The organism is Nisaea sp. (assembly GCF_017640745.1).
Lineage (GTDB): Bacteria > Pseudomonadota > Alphaproteobacteria > Thalassobaculales > Thalassobaculaceae > Nisaea.
The window spans coordinates 13,107-30,614 of the sequence record NZ_JAEPQA010000023.1; the positions used below are offsets into that span (position 1 = coordinate 13,107).

A 17,508-nucleotide genomic window follows, 5' to 3' on the forward strand; every position below is an offset into this window, starting at 1 on the left:
ATGGGTATGACGCTCGCGGAAAAGATCATCGCCCGCGCCGCCGGGCAGGACACCGTCCGGGCAGGGGAGATCGTCACCTGCCGGGTCGATCTCGCCATGATCCACGACAGCGGCGGGCCGCGCCGCGTGAAGCCAGTGCTGGAACGGCTCGGGGTCAAGGTCTGGGACAATCGCAAGGTCGTGGTCATTTCCGACCATTACGTCCCCGCGGTCGACCAGCAGAGCGCGGCGATCCTGAAGCTCACCCGCGAGTGGGTGAAGGACCAGGAGATCGAGAGCTTCTACGACCAGCAGGGCATCTGCCATGTCGTGCTGCCGGAGCGCGGGCACCTGAAACCGGGCATGTTCGTGGTCGGCGGCGACAGCCATTCGCCGACCGGCGGCGCCTTCGGCTGCTACATGTTCGGCGTCGGCGCGACGGACATGGCGGGCGTTCTGGTGACCGGCGAGACCTGGATCCGGGTGCCGGAAACCATCCGCATCGACTGGACCGGCAGCCTGCCGCACGGCTCGTCCGCCAAGGACATGATGCTCAAGCTTTGCGCCACCCTCGGCATGGATGGTGGCGACTATCAGGCGGTGGAATATACGGGCGGCACCATCGCCGGCCTCTCCATGACCGAACGCATGACAATGTCGAACATGGCCGCCGAACTCGGCGCGCAGGCGGGGCTGATCGCTGCGGACGATACGACCACGGATTACATCCGCGCCGCCGGGGCCGACCCGGAGGAGGGCACGGTCCTGAAGGGCGACGATGACGCAGCTTACCGCGTCGTCCACAGGTTCGACGCCTCCGCGCTCGGCCCGCAGGTCGCGGCGCCGGACAGTCCGGCCAATTCGGGACCGGTCGAGGAGGCGGACGAGACGGCGATCGACCAGTGCTATATCGGCGCCTGCACCGGCGCGAAGCTGGAGGATCTACGGATGGCGGCGGAAGTGCTCGGCGGCCGGAAGGTCGCCAGTTCGACGCGCCTGCTGATCGCCCCGGCCTCGACTCGCGTCACGGCGGCTGCGGCTGCAGACGGGACGCTGGCGAAACTGACCGAGGCAGGCGCGATCCTGATGCCGTCCGGCTGCGGCGCCTGCGCGGGCTACGGGGCGGGCGTGCTGGCGGAGGGCGAGACCTGCATGGCCTCCACGGCGCGCAACTTCAAGGGCCGCATGGGTGCGCGTTCCTCCAAGGTCTGGCTGGGCTCGCCCTATACGGTGGCGGCGACCGCCGTTACCGGACGTGTCGCCGATCCGCGGCCTTTCCTCGCGGAGAACGGCCGATGAGCCGGGTCTGGAAATGCGGCGACAATGTCGATACCGACCTGCTCGCGCCTGGCGCCTACATGAAGGGCCCGATCGAGGATCTGGCGGCGCATTGTCTCGAAGCCATCGATCTCGATTTCGCCAAGCAGGTGCGGCCGGGTGACGTCATCGTCGCGGGGCGCAATTTCGGCATCGGCTCCAGCCGCGAGCAGGCGGCGGAGGTGCTGGTCCGGCTCGGCGTGAAGGCGGTGATCGCCAAGAGCTTCGGCGGGATCTTCTACCGCAACGCCTTCAATCTCGGCCTGCTGGCGCTGGTCGCCGACGCGGAGACGGAGGTCGAGGCAGGGCACGAACTCGAGCTCGACCCGGCCTCCGGCACCATCACCAACATGAGTACCGGCGCGCAGATCGCCGCCGAACCCGTTCCCGAGCACCTCCGCCGCATCGTCGCGGCGGGCGGGCTCGTTCCCTATCTCGAGCAACGACTGGAGAAGCGCTCATGACGCCGTCAAGCGTCCTGAAACAACGACTGAAGCAGCCCGATATCCTCGTGGCGCCCGGCGTGTTCGACGCCTTCAGCGCCATGGCGGCGGCGAAGGCCGGCTTCGAGGCGCTCTACGTTTCCGGCGCCTCGATCGCCTATACACGCCTCGGCCGCCCGGATATCGGCCTCTTCGGGCTGGAAGAGGTCGCCGACGTGGTCTCGCACATCTCCGAGCGCGTCGATCTGCCGCTCGTCGTCGATGCGGACACCGGCTTCGGCAATGCATTGAACGTGCAGCGCACCGTGCGCCTGCTGGAGCGCTCCGGTGCCGCCGGGATCCAGATCGAGGATCAGGCGATGCCGAAGCGCTGCGGCCATCTCGATGGCAAGGCTCTGGTCTCCAAGTCGGAAATGGCAGGCAAGATCCGCGCGGCCGTAGACGCCCGGCGGGACGAGGCGACCCAGATCGTCGCCCGCACCGACGCGATCGGCGTCGAGGGTTTCGAGGCGGCGCTGGAGCGGGCCGAGGCCTACAGGGACGCCGGCGCCGACGTGCTCTTCGTCGAGGCGCCGCGGGACGAGGCGGAGATCGCCGAGGTGGTGAAGCGGTTCGGCGCGGACATTCCGCTGCTCGCGAACATGGTCGAGGGCGGCAAGACCCCGGCGATGACGGCCGAGGAACTGCAGGCGGCCGGCTTCGACATCGTGATCTTCCCGGGCGGCCTGATGCGCGCGCTCGCAGTCACCATCACCGAATATTTCCAGAGTCTGCATGCCAACGGCTCGACCAAGCCGTTCCAGGACCGAATGCTCGATTTCCGCGAGCTGAACGAGCTGCTGGGCACGCCGGGCATCCTCGAGGCGGGCCGGAAATATGACGGGGAGAACGCGTGATGGCCGACCTCGATCCGGTCACGCTCGCGGTCCTCAAGGGCCGTCTGGAGCAGATCGCCGACGAGATGGACGCGACTCTCTTCCGCAGCGCCTTCAACCCGATCATCGCCGAGGCGCATGACGCCTCGCACGGCCTCTACCACGCGACCACTGGCGAGACGCTGGTGCAGGGCAAGTCCGGCCTGCCGATCTTCGTCGGCGCCATGTCATTCGCGGTGAAGGCGGTGATCGACAAGTTCGGCGCCGAGGGGATCTCCGAAGGCGACGTCTTCATCTTCAACGATCCCTATGAGGGCGGCACGCACCTTTCCGACTTCAAGCTGGTGCAGCCCTTCTACCGCGACGGCGAGCTCTTCTGCTTCCTTGCCTCGGTCGGGCACTGGCACGATGTCGGCGGCAATGTGCCGGGCAACTACAATCCGGTCGCGACCGAGAGCTTCCAGGAGGGAATGATGATCCCGCCGGTGAAGCTCTTCTCCAAGGGCGAGATGCGCACCGACGTGGTCGATATCCTGAAGGCCAATTCCCGCCTGCCGGGCAGTCTCTACGGTGACCTGAATGGTCAGATCAACGCGCTCCGGCTCGGCAACGAGCGGCTGCACGCGCTGCTCGACGAGTACGGCGCCGGTACCGTTGCGGGCGCCATGACCGAACTGCGCGACCGCGCGGGCCAGCTCATGCGCAGCCTGATCAAGGACATGCCTGACGGGCGCTATTCGGCCGACGATTTCCTCGACAATGACGGCATCCACGACGAACCGCTTCGCATCGCGCTCGACATCGTCATAGAGGGCGAGAAGATGGTGCTGGACTTCTCCCGCACCTCGCCCGCCTGCGACGGGCCGGTGAACATCTCCCGCTCGACCGCGATCGCTTCCTGCTACGTGGCGCTGAAGCATGTCTTCAAGGACGTGCCGGCCAATGCGGGCGTGCTGGCGCCGATCGAGTTCGTCATTCCGGAAGGCAGTCTGCTCAGCGTCTCCGCGCCGAAGCCGGTCGGGGGGTACACGGAGACGATCCTCCGGATCATCGACACGGTCTTCGTCGCGCTCAGCACGGCGGCGCCGGAGCGGGTTAACGGCTGTGCCTACGGCACGATCAATGCGCTCTCGCTCGCGGGACACCGCAAGGACGGACGCCGCTGGGTCATGTTCTCCTTCTTCGGCGGCGGCCATGGCGGCAATCCGAAGGGCGACGGACTAAACCACGGCAACGCGCCGATCTCGACCGCGACGATCCCGCCGATGGAGATCCTGGAAGCGGCCTATCCGGTGCGCTTCACACAGTGGGCGCTCAGGCCCGACAGCGGCGGCGCGGGACGGCATCGCGGCGGCCTCGGCGCGGTCTACGAGATCGAGCTTCTGGAGGAGAAGGCGGACGTCTTCCTCTTCGGCGAGCGCGGCCGCTTCGCGCCGAAGGGCGTGGTCGGCGGCGGCTCCGCGGCGCTGAACAAATTCACCTACGAACAGGCGGACGGCGACCATGTCCCGCCGATGGCCTCCAAGATGGTCGGCATCAAGCTCAAGAAGGGCCAGAAGGTGCGGCTGGAGACACCGGGCGGCGGCGGCTATGGCGACGTACTTGAACGCGATCCGGCCGCGGTCGCCGAGGACGTGCGCCTCGGCTATGTCAGCGCCGAGGCCGCCAAAGAGACCTATCGCACCATCATCGCGGCCGACGGTTCCGTCGATGCCGCCGCTACCGAAATCCTGCGCGCGGAGTCTGCGCAATGAATGACCTGAGCCGGAAGACCGTCGTCGGAGTGGATGTCGGCGGGACTTTCACCGATCTCTTCTTCCTCGACGAGGCGGCGGGCACCTGCGGCGTCGCCAAGGTACCCTCGACCAAGCCGGACCAGTCGCAAGGCATCCGCGGCGGGATCGCTGAAGGCGGCGTCGAGCTCGGCGCCATCGGAACCATCGTGCACGGCACCACCGTCGGCACCAACGCGCTGCTGGAGCGCAACGGCGCCCGCACCGGGGTGATCACCACGACCGGCTTCCGCGACGTGCTGGAGATGCGCCGGCGTGACCGGCCGCAGACCTGGGGCCTCTGGGGCAGCTTCGATCCGGTCGTCCCGCGCGACCTCCGTCTCGAGGTGGACGAGCGGGTGCTGGCGGACGGCTCCGTCCATACGCCGGTCGATCCGGAAGCGGTGAAGGCGGCGGCGAGGACCCTGCTGGAGCGCGGCGCCGAGTCCGTCTGCGTCTTCTTCGTCAATGCCTATGCCAACGATGCGAACGAGAAGATCGCGCTGGAAGCGGTGAAGCAGGTCTGGCCGAACCCGCATGTGACCGCCTCCAGCGTCATCCTGCCGGAGATCCGCGAGTTCGAGCGCGGCTCGACCGCCTCCCTCAACGCCTATCTGCAGCCGCCGGTCGGCAACTATCTCGAGCGACTGGAGAACGGCCTCCGCGAGGGCGGTTTCGGCGGTCAGGTCCTGATCGTGCAGTCGAATGGCGGCGTCATGTCGGCCGAGGTCGCGCGCGCCCTGCCGGTACGCACCGCGCTCTCCGGCCCGGCGGCGGGCGTCATCGCCGGCGCCTATATCGCCGCGGCGGCGGGCGAGCCGAACATCATCACCTGCGACATGGGCGGCACCAGCTTCGACGTCTCGCTCGTGGCGGACGGGGAGAATGCGCTCAGCGCCCAGACCTCGATCGATTTCGGCATGGTGGTCCGCACCCCGATGATCGAGATCACCACCATCGGCGCCGGCGGCGGCTCCATCGCCTCGGTCGACCGCGGCGGGCTGCTGCAGGTCGGGCCGGAAAGCGCGGGCTCCGATCCGGGGCCGGTCTGCTACGGGCTCGGCAACAAACGGCCGACCGTGACCGACGCGAATGTGGTCATGGGGCGGATCAACGCGGCCCGTCCGATCGGCGGCAAGCTTGCCCGGCTCGACGTCGAGGCGGCGAAGGAGGCGATCCGCGTGCATGTCGCCGACCCGCTCGGCATCGAGGTGATGGAGGCGGCGGAGGCCATCGTCCGCGTCGCCAACGCCAAGATGGCGGGCGCGATCCGTCTCGTCTCGATCGAGCGTGGACACGATCCGAAGAGCTTCACGGCGATGCCGTTCGGTGGCGGCGGTGCGCTCCATACCGGCGCGCTGATCAAGGAGGTCGGCCTCGCCCGGGCGCTGGTTCCCCGGTATCCGGGCGTTACCAGCGCGCTCGGCTGCGTCATCGCCGACATGCGGCACGACCGGGTGCAGACCCTGAACACCCTCCTCGACGCGCTCGACGTCGCGGCCCTCAACAAGGCGGTCGACGAGATCGTCGCTGAGGCCGAGGGCCTGCTCTCGGGCGCCAACGTGGTCTTTGAGGGCGTCGAGCGCATGGTCGAGTTCGACATGCTCTATCTCGGCCAGACCCACACCGTTTCCGTCCCTGTTCCGGATGCGATGACCGGCGGCTCCGCCGCGCTCGATGTGGCGAAAATCCGTGCGGCCTTTGAGGCTGCCTACAGGTCCGCCTTCGGCAGCCTGTTGGAAGGAATTGGCATCCGGGTGATGAACCTCCGCGTCGCCGTCATCGGCAAGCGGCCGAAATTCGATCTCGCCCTGCTGGCGCCTGCCGCGGGCGGATCGGTCGAAGCCTCGCGCACCGGCGAACGGAAGATCTGGTTCGACGGTCAGTGGTGGGACAGCCCGGTCTACGACCGGCTCTCGCTGCCGGTCGGGGCCGAGGTCCCGGGCCCGGCGGTTCTCGAGCAGGCGGACACGACGATCCTCGTCGATCCGGACCTGAAGGGCACGGTCGACAGCTACGGCAATTTCGTGATCGCGAGGAAAGGCTGATGGCGAACCAATTCGATCCGGCGACCACGGCGTTGCTGCTGGTCGACATGCAGAACGACTTCCTGCATCCCGAGGGCGCCTATGCCCGCGGCGGCGCCAAGGCGGCGGAGATCGCCGCCCTGCCGGCGAAACTGAAGCCGGTGGCGGACGCGATGCGGGCAGCAGGCGGCTGGATCGTCTCGACCCATTTCACCCTGGTGCCGGGCAAGGGCGGCGAGCCCTTCATCTCGCCGCACCTGAAGCAGCTCCGGCCGTTTCTTGCCAAAGGAGACTTCGCCCCCGGCAGTTTCGGGCAGGACCTGATCGATGAGCTGGCGCCGGCCGACATCAAGGTCGAGAAGGTCGCCTTCTCCGCCTTCTACATGAGCCGGCTCGAATGGGTGCTGAACCGCGCTGGCATCGAGCATCTCGTGGTCGGCGGGATCGTCACCAACGGCGGCGTCGCCTCGACGGTGCGCGACGCGCATGTGCGCGACTTCCACGTCACCGTGCTCTCGGACGGTTGTGCGGCGTTCTCACCCGAAGTGCACGAGACCAACATCGCCGCGCTGAAAAGCGTGGCCGGTATCGCGAGCTGCGCGGATGTGATCGCCAGGCTCGGACGATGAGCCGGGTCGAGAGCACATCGGGCATCGACTTTCCGGACCGCGTCGGCATTGTCATTGTCGGCGCAGGGGCCTGCGGTCTGACCGCGGCGCTTGCCGCGCATGACGCGGGCGGCGATGTTCTGGTCCTGGAACGGGACGAGAGCCCGTCCGGCTCGACCTCCATGTCCTCCGGATTCATCCCGGCGGCGGCGACGCGCTGGCAGACGGCGAAGGGCGTCGAGGACAGTCCGGAGCTCTTCCTCGCCGATATCCAGAAGAAATCCCACGACCGCTCCGACCGGGTCGTCGCGGAACGGGCTGCAGAGACGGCGGGCGCGGCGCTCGAATGGCTGGCGGACAAGCACGGGCTGGTCTTCGAACTGCTCGACGGCTTCCTCTATCCGGGCCACAGCAAGCACCGCATGCACGCTGTGCCGGAACGCACCGGCGAGGCGCTGGAAGCGCGGCTGCTGGCGGCGGTCGAGGCGGCGGAGATCCCGGTCATGACCGGGGCGCGGGTGACCACGCTCTATGCCGATGCCGACGGGCGGATCGCCGGTGTCGAGATCGCGCGGCCGGACAGCGGGACGGAACGCATCGGCTGCAGCGCCCTGATTCTCGCCTGCAACGGATATGGCGGAAACACGTCTATGGTGGCCGAGCACATCCCGTCGATGGCGGAGGCGGAATATCACGGCCATGTCGGTAACCAGGGCGACGCGGTTCTCTGGGGCGAGGCGCTCGGTGCCGCCACGCGCGACCTGACCGCCTGCCAGGGCCACGGCTCGCTCGCCATGCCGCACCGGATCCTGATCACCTGGGCGCTGATGATGGAAGGCGGCATCCAGGTGAACCGCAACGGCGCGCGGTTCGCCAACGAACATCAGGGCTACAGCGAGCAGGCTGTCGACGTGCTGAAGCAGCCGGACGCCGTCGCCTTCGACATCTACGATGCGGGCCTGCACAAGCTCGGCCTCGAGTTCCCGGATTACCGGGACGCGGTTGAGGCCGGCGCGGTCAAACAAGGCGATAGCGTCGAGGCGCTGGCGACCGCGATCGGCGTTCCGGCGGCGAATCTCGCCGCCGCCATCGCCGAGACGGCGGGCGAGGGGATCGACCGCTTCGGCCGCGATCTCTCGAAGACCCGCGCCCTCGAGGCGCCGTTCTATGCGGTCCGCGTCACCGGCGCGCTCTTCCACACCCAGGGCGGCCTCGCGGTCGATGGAGAGGCGCGCGTGCTCCGGCCGGACGGCAGTGCCTTCCCGAACCTCTTCGCGGCGGGCGGTGCCGCCGTCGGGGTCTCCGGTCCGGAGATCTCAGGCTACCTCTCCGGCAATGGCCTCCTGACGGCCGTCTCCTTCGGGCGCATCGCGGGAATGGCCGCCGCATCTGGCGGATAGGCCGGCATTGACAGAAGAGGGCGGGCCGGTAACGGTCCCGTCTTCCCGATTTCTGCCAAAGCACAGTGCATCCCATGACAGACCGTTCCGATGTCCCGTCTGACGAGTCCGGCCATCCGCCCACTGGGATGCATGCCGGCCGCGGGGCATTGCTGCGCTGGTTCGTCTCTTCCGCGACCCTGAACGTGCCGCAGGCAGCAAGCCCAGTCGCCTTCGCGCTGCTGACTCTCAGCCTCACCGGCGACGCCAGCGGGGGCGCTGCTCTGATCCTTGTCATGACGGTTGCCCAGGTGCTCGGCGCGGTTCCGATCACGCGCATGGGCCGGACCCTGCCCGCGGCGCGCTACCTGCAGATCCTGATTGCGATACGGACGCTGGCGCTGGTGCTGATGGCCATGCTTGCCGTCTCCGGCATTCCCTTCGCCTGGCTGTTCGTCTGCGCAGCCGTCGCGGGTTCTGTGAATGGCGCGGCGTTCGGGTATCTCCGCTCCATTCTCAACAGCCTGACCACGACATCCGGACTCCCGCGGGCGCTCGGGATCGCGGCGACCCTCGGCGAGGTCACCTTCGTCCTGTCGCCGGTGATCGCGTCCGGACTCGGCAGCATCTCGCCGGTCTTCGCCATCCTGGCGCTCGCGGCGCTCGGCGCTGTGCCGGTCGTGCTGGTCCCGCATGTCGCGTCGGTGCATGGCGAGAAGGTGCAGCCGGCCAAGACCTCGGTGCTGACCCCGGCAGTTGCCCTCTGGCTGCTCTGCGCGACGGTGGGCGGTGCGGTTGTCGCCGCGATCGAGATCGGTGCCGTCGCCCTCGCGCTCGCGTTCGGCAACGAGCCGGCGCTGGCAATCATGTTCACGGTGCCGCTCTGTATCGCTTCGATCTCCGGCGGCATCTGGGTCAGCGTCTTCAACCGCAGCCTCTCCCGGCCGGCTGTGGTGATCCTGCTGATGATGATGGCTGCGGGCGCGACGCTTGCCGCATCCGGACTGTCGCTGGCGACGACGATTGCCGGGGCTGTCGTGATCGGCTCTGTCATCGCGCCGCTCGGAACCTATTATTCCCTCACCCTCGACACGCTGGTCCCGCCGGAGAAGCGGGCGGAAGTCTTCGCGCTTCTGCGGACCGGGAACGCGGTCGGGGTCATCTTCGCGAGCTCGGTTCTGACCGCATTCTCCATCACGGCGGCGCTCGGCGCCGTTGCGGCGGCGATGTTCGCCACGGCGCTTCTGGTCGCGGCCGCCTCGCTGCCGAGGCGCTGAGGCGGCCGGTCATGCAAAGCAGAGAGCGAAGAAAGCCGGGGCATGCCGGAAACGGGAGACTGCCCGGCGCCAGCATCCGGTTGCGGCAGCAGCGCAAAACCGCTAGGACAAGTCGCTTTTTTGCCTTCAGAGCCGGAGAGACCGCGTGTCGCATCCTGACAGTGAGAGCGAACTGACCAGACGCGCCCTGCTGCCCGCGGGATTGCGCGACGTGCTGCCGCTTGACGCGGCGCACGAGGCGGAGGTGATCCGGGCCCTGCTCGCGCAGTTCGCCGCGCATGGCTACGACCTCGTGAAGCCGCCGCTGGTCGAGTTCGAGACCTCGCTGTTCGCGGGACCGGGCGCGGCCATGAGCAACAGTACCTTCCGCCTTATGGACCCCGTCTCGCAGAAGATGATGGGGGTGCGCGCCGACATGACGGTGCAGATCGCCCGCATCGCCACCACCCGTCTGCGAGACGAGCCGCGTCCCCTCCGTCTTTGCTACGCCGGCGAGGTCCTGCGGGTCTCCGCCAATCAGCTCAATCCGGAGCGCGAACTGGTCCAGGTCGGCGCGGAACTGCTTGGCGGCGACAGTGTCGCGGCGGATGTCGAACCGATCCTGCTGGCGGTCGAGGCGTTGCGCGCCATCGGCGTCGGGAACCTTTCGGTCGACCTGACGGCGCCCCGGGTGATCCCGGTGCTGCTCGAAGAGGCGAACCTTCCGGCCGATACCCTGCGCGCGCTGCGCACGGCGATCGACCGCAAGCACGCGGCGGAGGTAAGCCGCCTTGCCGGACCGCTGGCGCCGGTCCTGAAGCAGCTGATGGACGCGACCGATTCCTGGCGGGAGGCGTTGGGCGATCTGAAGAACGTCACGCTCCCGGATGCCGCTCGGGCCGCGATCGAGCGGGTCGGTGCGATCGCGGAGAGCATAGCCGCGGTCGAGCCGGATCTCGCGATGACGATCGATCCGGTCGAGAATCGCGGTTTCGAATACTACACCGGCTACGGTTTCAGCATTTTCTCCCGCGGCGTGCGTGGCGAGCTCGGACGCGGTGGCCGCTATCGGGTGGATGGCGGTGAGGGACTGCGTTCCGCCGGCTTCACGCTCTACATGGAATCCGTGATGCGCGCGCTGCCGGAACCGGCACGCCCGGAACGGCTCTACCTGCCGTTCGGGACCTCCCCGGAGACGGCACGCGAACTGCGCGCCGACGGCTGGATCACCATTGCAGGATTGGACAAGGAAGGCGATCCGGCGCTAGAAGCGTCGCGCCTCCATTGCACCCATCTGCTGAAGAACGGAGCGCCGGTCGCGCTCTGAACCCGGGCCGCCGACCTGCGGCCGGAACCTGAGAAAGACGAGACAGACCATGAGAAACGTCACCGTGATCGGCGCCCAGTGGGGCGACGAAGGCAAGGGGAAGATCGTCGACTGGCTCTCGGAGCGCGCCGACGTGATCGTGCGCTTCCAGGGCGGCCACAATGCGGGCCATACGCTGGTCATCGGCAATCAGACCTACAAGCTGAGCCTGCTGCCGTCGGGTGTGGTGCGCGACGGCAAGCTCTCGGTGATCGGCAACGGCGTCGTGATCGATCCCTGGGCGCTGGCGAGCGAGATCGAGACGCTCGGCAAGGCCGGCGTGAAGATCTCCACCGACAGCCTCGTGATTGCGGACAACGCCTCGCTCATCCTGCCGGTGCACCGCCGGATCGACCAGGCCCGCGAAGCGGTCAAGGGTGAGGGCAAGATCGGCACCACCGGCCGTGGCATCGGCCCGGCCTACGAGGACAAGGTCGCCCGACGCGCTGTCAAAGTCTCCGATCTCGCCGATCCGGAATGCCTCGCCGTGCGGGTGCGCGAACTGATCGCGCATCACAACATCTTCCTGAAGGGCGCCGGTGAGGACCTCGTCGACCCGGAGGAGACGCTGGCGCAGCTGGCCGAGATCTCCAGGACGGTGCTGCCGTTCGTGCGACCGGTCTGGCGCGAGCTTCAGGCCGCGGTTGCAAACGACAAGCGGATCCTCTTCGAGGGCGCGCAGGGCGTGATGCTCGACGTCGACCACGGCACCTATCCGTTCGTCACCTCCTCCAACACCGTAGCCGGACAGGCCGCGGCGGGTTCCGGGCTCGGCCCGCGGGATGTCGGCTACGTGCTCGGTCTGGTGAAGGCCTACACCACGCGCGTCGGCTCCGGCCCGTTCCCGACCGAACTCAATGACGAGAACGGCCAGCGGCTCGGCGAGCGCGGACGCGAGTTCGGCACCGTCACCGGACGCAAGCGGCGCTGCGGCTGGTTCGACGCGGTGATGGTCCGCCAGGCGCTGAAAGTGTCCGGCGTCGACGGCATCGCACTGACCAAGCTCGACGTGCTGGACGGCTTCGAAGAGCTGAAGATCTGCGTCGGCTATGAGCTGAACGGCGAGCGGATCGACTATTTCCCGGCGGGCGCGGGTCCGCAGGCCGCCGTGACCCCGATCTACGAAACCGTCGAGGGCTGGTCCGAAAGCACTTTCGGGGCCCGGTCATGGGCCGATCTTCCGGCCAACGCGGTGAAATACATTCGTTATCTCGAGGAACTGATCGAAACGCCGGTCGCCTTGCTGTCGACCAGTCCGGAGCGCGAGGACACCATTCTGGTGCATGACCCGTTCCGCGGTTAGGCCTCATAGAAGACTGTAGTTTCGGCGGGTAAACCCCTTCGTCTGCTGCTTTTTCTTGCATTCTCGGCGAAAGCTTGGGAAACCGGAGGAGCTCTTGGATGAAGGGACCTGCCTAAAATGGCGGATGTGGTCTCAGTCAACGACCGGTTCGATATCGATCCCGGTCAACCCTTGCCCGACTATGATTCGCCGACGGCGAAGGCATATGCGTGCCGTGACGCCACCAGCAAATCCGATTTCTTGGCCCTGGTCTGCGAGCCGAAATACCCGCTCAGGGTCGAGGCGATCAATGCCCTGAAGGGCTTTCCGAACCACAGCCTGATGCGCGTTCAGGATCATGGCGTCGTCAACTGGACCCTGACCGGCCGGAGGATGCCGGTCCTTGTCGTGGACCGTCCGCGCGGCGGGCGGGTCTTCAAGTCCGAGGACGACACGATCGAGCCCTTTACGGACGAACAGCTGACCCGTGGCTTCCTGACGCCACTGGTCGCGACCCTGCGCGAGATGTCCCAGCGCGGCGTGACCCATCGCAACATCCGTCCCGACAATCTGTTCTACAGCGATCCCAACCGCCGCTCCGTGATGCTCGGAGAATGCATCAGCTGTCCCGCGGGGCTTTTCCAGCCGGACAAGTACGAGAGTCTCGAAAACGCGATGGCGGACCGCACCGCGCGGGGTGACGGCAGCGTGCTCGACGATCTCTTCTCGGTCGGAGCCACCGTGCTCAGTCTCGTGACCGGCAGGATGCTGCCGGAGGATCCGGACCCGCAGCGCGCGATCTTCGACCGTATCAATCTCGGGTCCTATGCCTGCCTCGTCGGGGGCACCCGGCTGCAGATGAACATGGTCGAGCTGCTCCGCGGCCTCCTGACCGACGAGCCGCGCGAGCGCTGGACGATCCGCGATATCGAACTCTGGCTCGGCGGGCGCCGGCTGACTCCGAAGCAGGTCAAGCTGCCGCAGAAAGCTGCGCGTCCGCTCATGGTCGGGGGCGGTTCGTACGAGAATGTGCGGGCGGTCGCGCATGCGATCGGGCGGAACTGGAACACGGCGGCCGAACTGGTCAGGGGACAGGATTTCGACAACTGGCTCAGGCGTTCGCTCGGCAACGAGAATGTCGTCGAGGCGGTCAACAAGGTCACCGGTGGGGCGAATGGTATCCAGAGCGCTCCGAAGGAAGAGGACGCGCGCCTGATCACCCGGGTCGCGATCGGCCTCGATCCGGCCGCGCCGATGCGGCACAAGGGATTTTCCACCCATATCGATGGCGTCGGCCCGACGCTGGCACTCAATTTCAACGACGATGCCACCCGGCAGAAGGTGGCGGCCTTCATCGGCAGCCGCTCCGTCGGCCCCTGGATGTCGGTGCAGACCCGTTCGAAACAGGATCTGCTCGGGCTGTTCTCCAAGTTCGACAAACTGCCGACGCTGCTCAACAGTACCGGCCCCGGTTACGGGATCGAGCGGGTGCTCTACGAGCTGAACGAAGACATCCACTGCATGAGCTCGATGATCGAGCACCTCTACGTCACCGATCCGGAAGAGGTGATCCCGGCTCTGGAAGCCGTGGCGCAGCAAAGCCGTCGTCCGCCGATCCCGATGGACCGCCATCTGGCGGCCTTTCTCGGCGCCAGGTCGCCCGATATCGACGATCGCCTGTTGCGGCCGCTCGGCAATGCCTCGGACAATCGCCCGGCGATCGACGCGCTCAACGTGCTGCGCCTGCTCGCGCGGATCCAGACTCTCTCTCGCAACGGTCCAATGCCGGGACTGAGCCATTGGTTCGTCGAGCTGATGAAGCCGGCGGTCAACGCCTTTCACAATCTGAAGGCCCGGGCAGCTGTCGAGAACAGTGTGATGAAGGCTTCGGATTCGGGGCAGCTCGGGGAAATCCTGAAGATCTTCGACGATCAGCGCGCGCAGCAGCGGGACCAGCAGGGATACCAGCGCGCGCAGCAGGAATTCACCCAGTGCGCGGTCCAGATCGCGCAGATGAATCTCGATCTGCAGAACAAGGACAGTCTGGCGGCGGAAGTCGGCGAGCAGGCCGCCGCCGTGGTCTCGGGCGTGGTCGGCAGCGTCGGAACCACCGCTATCGTAATCCTTTATTTGGTATAAACTCGCGGATCGGATGTTTGCGGCGGCGGTTTCCGTCGGCATTGGGATGTATCGGGACGGGCGATGGCAGCAAGTTCGGCAAATGCCGCTTCGATGAAGGTGATCGTTTTTACGATCGTCGGCGGGCTGATGCTGTTCACCCTGCCGACCGTGCTCCTGCTCGGGATCGTCATGATGCCGACCTTCGCCGCCATGGCGATCGACCGGCGGCGGGAGAAATACACCACGCTCTGTGTCGGCTGCATGAATTTCGTCGGCGTGCTGCCCTTTGTCGCCCAGCTCTGGACGGAAGGGCATTCCTACGAGCGCGCCTTCGCCATCATGGCCGACCCGTTCGCCTGGCTCACCATGCTGGGGGCGGCTGGCCTTGGCTGGTGCATCTACCTGATCGCGCCGGGGATCGTCTCGATGGGAATCGCGATGCGGATCGAGCAGCGCATCAGCCGACTACGCCGGCGCCAGCGCGAACTGGTCGAGGAATGGGGCCCCGGTGTGGCGGGGGCGCTCGATGATCCCGAAAAGAGAGAAGCCAAGGCCGCCGAGGACGCCAAGCAGGGTGGCTAGCTGAACGTCCCGGCGGGGTGGTTTGCTCAGGCGGTCTCGAGCCGCTGTTCGATGGCGGCGTTCTTCATCGCTTTCTGCAGTTTTTCGAAGGCGCGAACCTCGATCTGACGCACCCGTTCGCGGCTGATGCCGTATTCCTGGCTCAGATCCTCGAGGGTGGTCGGATTGTCGAGCAGGCGGCGCTCGGTCAGGATGTGGCGTTCGCGTTCGTTGAGCGCCTCCATGCCGACTGCGAGCAGCTTGCGGCGTTGCTGCAGTTCCTCGCTCTCGGCCAGAACGTCTTCCTGGCTTTCGTTCTCGTCGACCAGCCAGTCCTGCCATTCGCCTTCGCCCTCGACGCGGAGCGGGGCATTCAGGGAATGGTCCGGGGCGGAAAGCCGCCGGTTCATGTTGATGACGTCCTGTTCCGGCACTTCCAGCTTCGTCGCGATTGCCGTCACCCGTTCCGGAGAGAGGTCGCCTTCCTCGATCGCCTGCATCTGGCCCTTGAGCTTGCGCAGGTTGAAGAACAGCTTCTTCTGCGCCGCCGTGGTGCCGATTTTCACCAGCGACCAGGAGTGCAGGATGTATTCCTGAATCGCGGCGCGGATCCACCACATCGCATAGGTGGCGAGGCGGAAACCGCGCTCCGGATCGAAGCGCTTCACCGCCTGCATCATGCCGACATTGCCTTCGGAAATCAGTTCGGCGACGGGGAGACCGTAGCCGCGATAGCCCATGGCGATTTTCGCGACGAGGCGCAGATGGCTGGTGACCAGCTTGTGGGCGGCCTCGGAATCGTCATGCTCCCGCCAGCGCTTGGCGAGCATGTATTCCTCTTCCGGCTTCAGCATCGGAAACTTGCGGATTTCCTGCAGATAGCGGGTGAGGTTGCCTTCAGCAGTAAGCGTCGGAAGTTGTGTCGCCTGTGCCATGTGATCCCCTTCGTCACGTGTCCGGCGGCTTCGTCCTTCGTCCGCCGGTTTCGGGGAAACGCGCCCAAGCGCCCTTTGTTCCCCCGTCCGGTACACTATGTAGTGTTCTTCTGTGGCGATTTTAAGGCCTTGTTAAGGGTCAATTGGTCGCCACAGGAAAACAATCTTATTCGCCAGACTGCCGGAGACCCGCGAGCAGCGCCTCCATATCGTCCGGCAGGGCGCTTTCGAAGCGCAACTGTTCCTTCGTGACCGGATGTTCGAAACCGATGACCGCCGCGTGCAGGGCCTGCCGGCGGAAAGCTTTCACTGCCTCCGGGTCGCCTGCCTTGTGGCCGCGTCCGTAGAGCGGGTCGCCGATCAGCGGATGGCCGATATGGGACATGTGGACGCGAATCTGGTGCGTCCGTCCGGTTTCCAGCCTGCACTCGACCAGAGCTGCACGGGTACCGAAGCGTTCGATGATCTTGTAGTGCGTCACCGCCGGCTTGCCGTTCGACGTTACCGCCATCTTCTTGCGGTTGCGCTGGCTGCGCCCGATGGCGCCCTCGATCCGGTCCTTCGATTTCGACGGCACGCCTCGGGTGACCGCGCGGTAGAGCCGCTCGATCGTGTGCGCGGCGAACTGTACGACCAGGCCGTGATGCGCCTCGTCGCTCTTGGCGACGACCATCAGGCCGCTGGTGTCCTTGTCGATACGGTGCACGATCCCAGGCCGCTTGACCCCGCCGATGCCGGAGAGCGAGCCGCCGCAATGGGCCAGCAGAGCGTTGACCAGCGTGCCCTCGCTGCTGCCGGGCGCCGGATGCACAACCATGCCCGCCGGTTTGTCGACGACGATCAGGTCCTTGTCCTCGTAGACCACGGTGAGCGCAATGGCCTCCGGTTCCGGGTCCGCAGGCTCTGGCGGCGGCACATGAATGCGGTAGGTCCGCCCGGGTTTGACCGCTTCCGAGGGGTCGGTTATCGTCGCCCCTCCGGCGCTGACGCGGCCGTCCAGGATGAGATTTTTCAACCGACTCCGGGACAGTTTCGGCACATCGGGCATCTCCACGAGACGCCCGGCGAGCCAGCGGTCGATGCGGTCGGTCGTCTCGTCGCTCTGCCCGGCCTCGCCGGAGGCGATCTCTATCTGAAGTGTCTCTGAAGCAGGATCCATGGCCGCGAAGCTACCCGATAGCGATCAGAATCAGAAGCCGGCAGAACCCTCCTGGCTGCTGCCCGCCAAAATTGCCGTTGTCGTGATGGGAATCATGATCTTCGCTGGCCTCGGCGTGATCGCCTATACCATCGCCACGCGCCTCGCCGGAAGCGGCGGAACGGAGACGGCCGACGTACCCGCCGCGGTCTCCCCGTCGCCTGCCTCCAGCCGTCAGGCGGTCGCCGCCCCCTTCGGTACGGTGCAGATAGAGATCCCGCAGGGCAGCCGGCTCGGCGCGGCGGAGTTCGACAGCGGCCGGATGATTCTGCAGATGAACATGCCCAACCGGAAAATCCGTCTTCTGGTATTCGATCTGGCCACCGGGAAACAACTCGGTACGTTCGAGCTGGCCCCGCCTGCGAACTGATCAAATTGAGGAACGCCCC

15 protein-coding genes are annotated in these 17,508 nt (G+C 66.6%); 13 read left to right on the forward strand and 2 right to left on the reverse strand.

The genetic code is table 11. The features are described from left to right. The 12 genes from JJ959_RS15715 to JJ959_RS15770 all read left to right on the forward strand — a co-directional run bounded on the left by JJ959_RS15715 (window position 1) and on the right by JJ959_RS15770 (window position 15,007). The gene (locus JJ959_RS15715; protein WP_292885476.1) at window positions 1-1,278 is read left to right on the forward strand and encodes a 3-isopropylmalate dehydratase large subunit; all 1,278 of its coding nucleotides are present in this window, start codon (window positions 1-3) and stop codon (window positions 1,276-1,278) included. Then, the gene (leuD, locus tag JJ959_RS15720) at window positions 1,275-1,760 is read left to right on the forward strand and encodes a 3-isopropylmalate dehydratase small subunit (RefSeq protein ID WP_292885479.1); all 486 of its coding nucleotides are present in this window, start codon (window positions 1,275-1,277) and stop codon (window positions 1,758-1,760) included. The genes JJ959_RS15715 and leuD overlap by 4 nt, the downstream gene beginning before the upstream one ends. Next, the gene (locus JJ959_RS15725) at window positions 1,757-2,635 is read left to right on the forward strand and encodes an isocitrate lyase/phosphoenolpyruvate mutase family protein (RefSeq protein ID WP_292885482.1); all 879 of its coding nucleotides are present in this window, start codon (window positions 1,757-1,759) and stop codon (window positions 2,633-2,635) included. Before leuD ends, JJ959_RS15725 begins: the two co-directional genes overlap by 4 nt. After that, window positions 2,635-4,368: a hydantoinase B/oxoprolinase family protein gene (locus JJ959_RS15730; RefSeq protein ID WP_292885485.1), complete on the forward strand. Its 1,734-nt coding sequence runs from the start codon at window positions 2,635-2,637 to the stop codon at window positions 4,366-4,368. Before JJ959_RS15725 ends, JJ959_RS15730 begins: the two co-directional genes overlap by 1 nt. After that, window positions 4,365-6,434, forward strand: coding sequence for a hydantoinase/oxoprolinase family protein (locus tag JJ959_RS15735; RefSeq protein WP_292885487.1), 2,070 nt, complete (start codon window positions 4,365-4,367; stop codon window positions 6,432-6,434). Before JJ959_RS15730 ends, JJ959_RS15735 begins: the two co-directional genes overlap by 4 nt. Further along, window positions 6,434-7,042 (forward strand): cysteine hydrolase, encoded by a 609-nt coding sequence (locus JJ959_RS15740; RefSeq protein WP_292885490.1) that lies wholly within the window; start codon window positions 6,434-6,436, stop codon window positions 7,040-7,042. The genes JJ959_RS15735 and JJ959_RS15740 overlap by 1 nt, the downstream gene beginning before the upstream one ends. Then, window positions 7,039-8,421 (forward strand): FAD-dependent oxidoreductase, encoded by a 1,383-nt coding sequence (locus tag JJ959_RS15745; RefSeq protein WP_292885493.1) that lies wholly within the window; start codon window positions 7,039-7,041, stop codon window positions 8,419-8,421. Before JJ959_RS15740 ends, JJ959_RS15745 begins: the two co-directional genes overlap by 4 nt. 74 nt (window positions 8,422-8,495) lie before the next feature. Continuing rightward, on the forward strand, window positions 8,496-9,677 hold the full coding sequence (locus JJ959_RS15750; RefSeq protein WP_292885496.1) for an MFS transporter: 1,182 nt from the start codon (window positions 8,496-8,498) through the stop codon (window positions 9,675-9,677). Between the two features lie 145 nt (window positions 9,678-9,822). Then, entirely contained in the window at window positions 9,823-10,983 is a 1,161-nt protein-coding gene (locus tag JJ959_RS15755) for an ATP phosphoribosyltransferase regulatory subunit (protein ID WP_292885499.1), read from the forward strand. A gap of 49 nt (window positions 10,984-11,032) precedes the next feature. After that, on the forward strand, window positions 11,033-12,325 hold the full coding sequence (locus JJ959_RS15760; RefSeq protein WP_292885502.1) for an adenylosuccinate synthase: 1,293 nt from the start codon (window positions 11,033-11,035) through the stop codon (window positions 12,323-12,325). A 117-nt stretch (window positions 12,326-12,442) separates the two neighbouring features. After that, window positions 12,443-14,443, forward strand: a complete 2,001-nt coding sequence (locus JJ959_RS15765) for a hypothetical protein (protein WP_292885505.1) — start codon at window positions 12,443-12,445, stop codon at window positions 14,441-14,443. Window positions 14,444-14,506: 63 nt separating this feature from the next. Then, window positions 14,507-15,007, forward strand: a complete 501-nt coding sequence (locus tag JJ959_RS15770; RefSeq protein WP_292885507.1) for a hypothetical protein — start codon at window positions 14,507-14,509, stop codon at window positions 15,005-15,007. A gap of 26 nt (window positions 15,008-15,033) precedes the next feature. Here JJ959_RS15770 and rpoH read toward each other — a convergent pair whose 3' ends face one another. Further along, window positions 15,034-15,921 (reverse strand): RNA polymerase sigma factor RpoH, encoded by an 888-nt coding sequence (gene rpoH / locus JJ959_RS15775; protein WP_292885510.1) that lies wholly within the window; start codon window positions 15,919-15,921, stop codon window positions 15,034-15,036. Between the two features lie 166 nt (window positions 15,922-16,087). Then, on the reverse strand, window positions 16,088-17,080 hold the full coding sequence (locus JJ959_RS15780) for an RluA family pseudouridine synthase (RefSeq protein WP_366817070.1): 993 nt from the start codon (window positions 17,078-17,080) through the stop codon (window positions 16,088-16,090). On the opposite strand from JJ959_RS15780, the gene JJ959_RS15785 reads away from it, so the two are divergent. Beyond that, window positions 17,079-17,489, forward strand: coding sequence for a hypothetical protein (locus tag JJ959_RS15785; protein ID WP_292885513.1), 411 nt, complete (start codon window positions 17,079-17,081; stop codon window positions 17,487-17,489). The genes JJ959_RS15780 and JJ959_RS15785 overlap by 2 nt on opposite strands. Window positions 17,490-17,508: the final 19 nt, after the last annotated feature.

Excerpts from the sequence above, each read along its gene's own strand:
- JJ959_RS15715 (WP_292885476.1), top strand. The coding sequence starts at position 1 with ATGGGTATGACGCTCGCGGAAAAGATCATCGCCCGCGCCGCCGGGCAG.
- JJ959_RS15745 (WP_292885493.1), top strand. The coding sequence starts at position 7,039 with ATGAGCCGGGTCGAGAGCACATCGGGCATCGACTTTCCGGACCGCGTC.
- JJ959_RS15785 (WP_292885513.1), top strand. The coding sequence starts at position 17,079 with ATGGCCGCGAAGCTACCCGATAGCGATCAGAATCAGAAGCCGGCAGAA.
- JJ959_RS15740 (WP_292885490.1), top strand. The coding sequence starts at position 6,434 with ATGGCGAACCAATTCGATCCGGCGACCACGGCGTTGCTGCTGGTCGAC.
- rpoH (WP_292885510.1), bottom strand. The coding sequence starts at position 15,921 with ATGGCACAGGCGACACAACTTCCGACGCTTACTGCTGAAGGCAACCTC.
- JJ959_RS15765 (WP_292885505.1), top strand. The coding sequence starts at position 12,443 with ATGGCGGATGTGGTCTCAGTCAACGACCGGTTCGATATCGATCCCGGT.
- JJ959_RS15760 (WP_292885502.1), top strand. The coding sequence starts at position 11,033 with ATGAGAAACGTCACCGTGATCGGCGCCCAGTGGGGCGACGAAGGCAAG.
- JJ959_RS15780 (WP_366817070.1), bottom strand. The coding sequence starts at position 17,080 with ATGGATCCTGCTTCAGAGACACTTCAGATAGAGATCGCCTCCGGCGAG.
- JJ959_RS15725 (WP_292885482.1), top strand. The coding sequence starts at position 1,757 with ATGACGCCGTCAAGCGTCCTGAAACAACGACTGAAGCAGCCCGATATC.
- JJ959_RS15750 (WP_292885496.1), top strand. The coding sequence starts at position 8,496 with ATGACAGACCGTTCCGATGTCCCGTCTGACGAGTCCGGCCATCCGCCC.
- JJ959_RS15730 (WP_292885485.1), top strand. The coding sequence starts at position 2,635 with ATGGCCGACCTCGATCCGGTCACGCTCGCGGTCCTCAAGGGCCGTCTG.
- leuD (WP_292885479.1), top strand. The coding sequence starts at position 1,275 with ATGAGCCGGGTCTGGAAATGCGGCGACAATGTCGATACCGACCTGCTC.
- JJ959_RS15735 (WP_292885487.1), top strand. The coding sequence starts at position 4,365 with ATGAATGACCTGAGCCGGAAGACCGTCGTCGGAGTGGATGTCGGCGGG.
- JJ959_RS15770 (WP_292885507.1), top strand. The coding sequence starts at position 14,507 with ATGGCAGCAAGTTCGGCAAATGCCGCTTCGATGAAGGTGATCGTTTTT.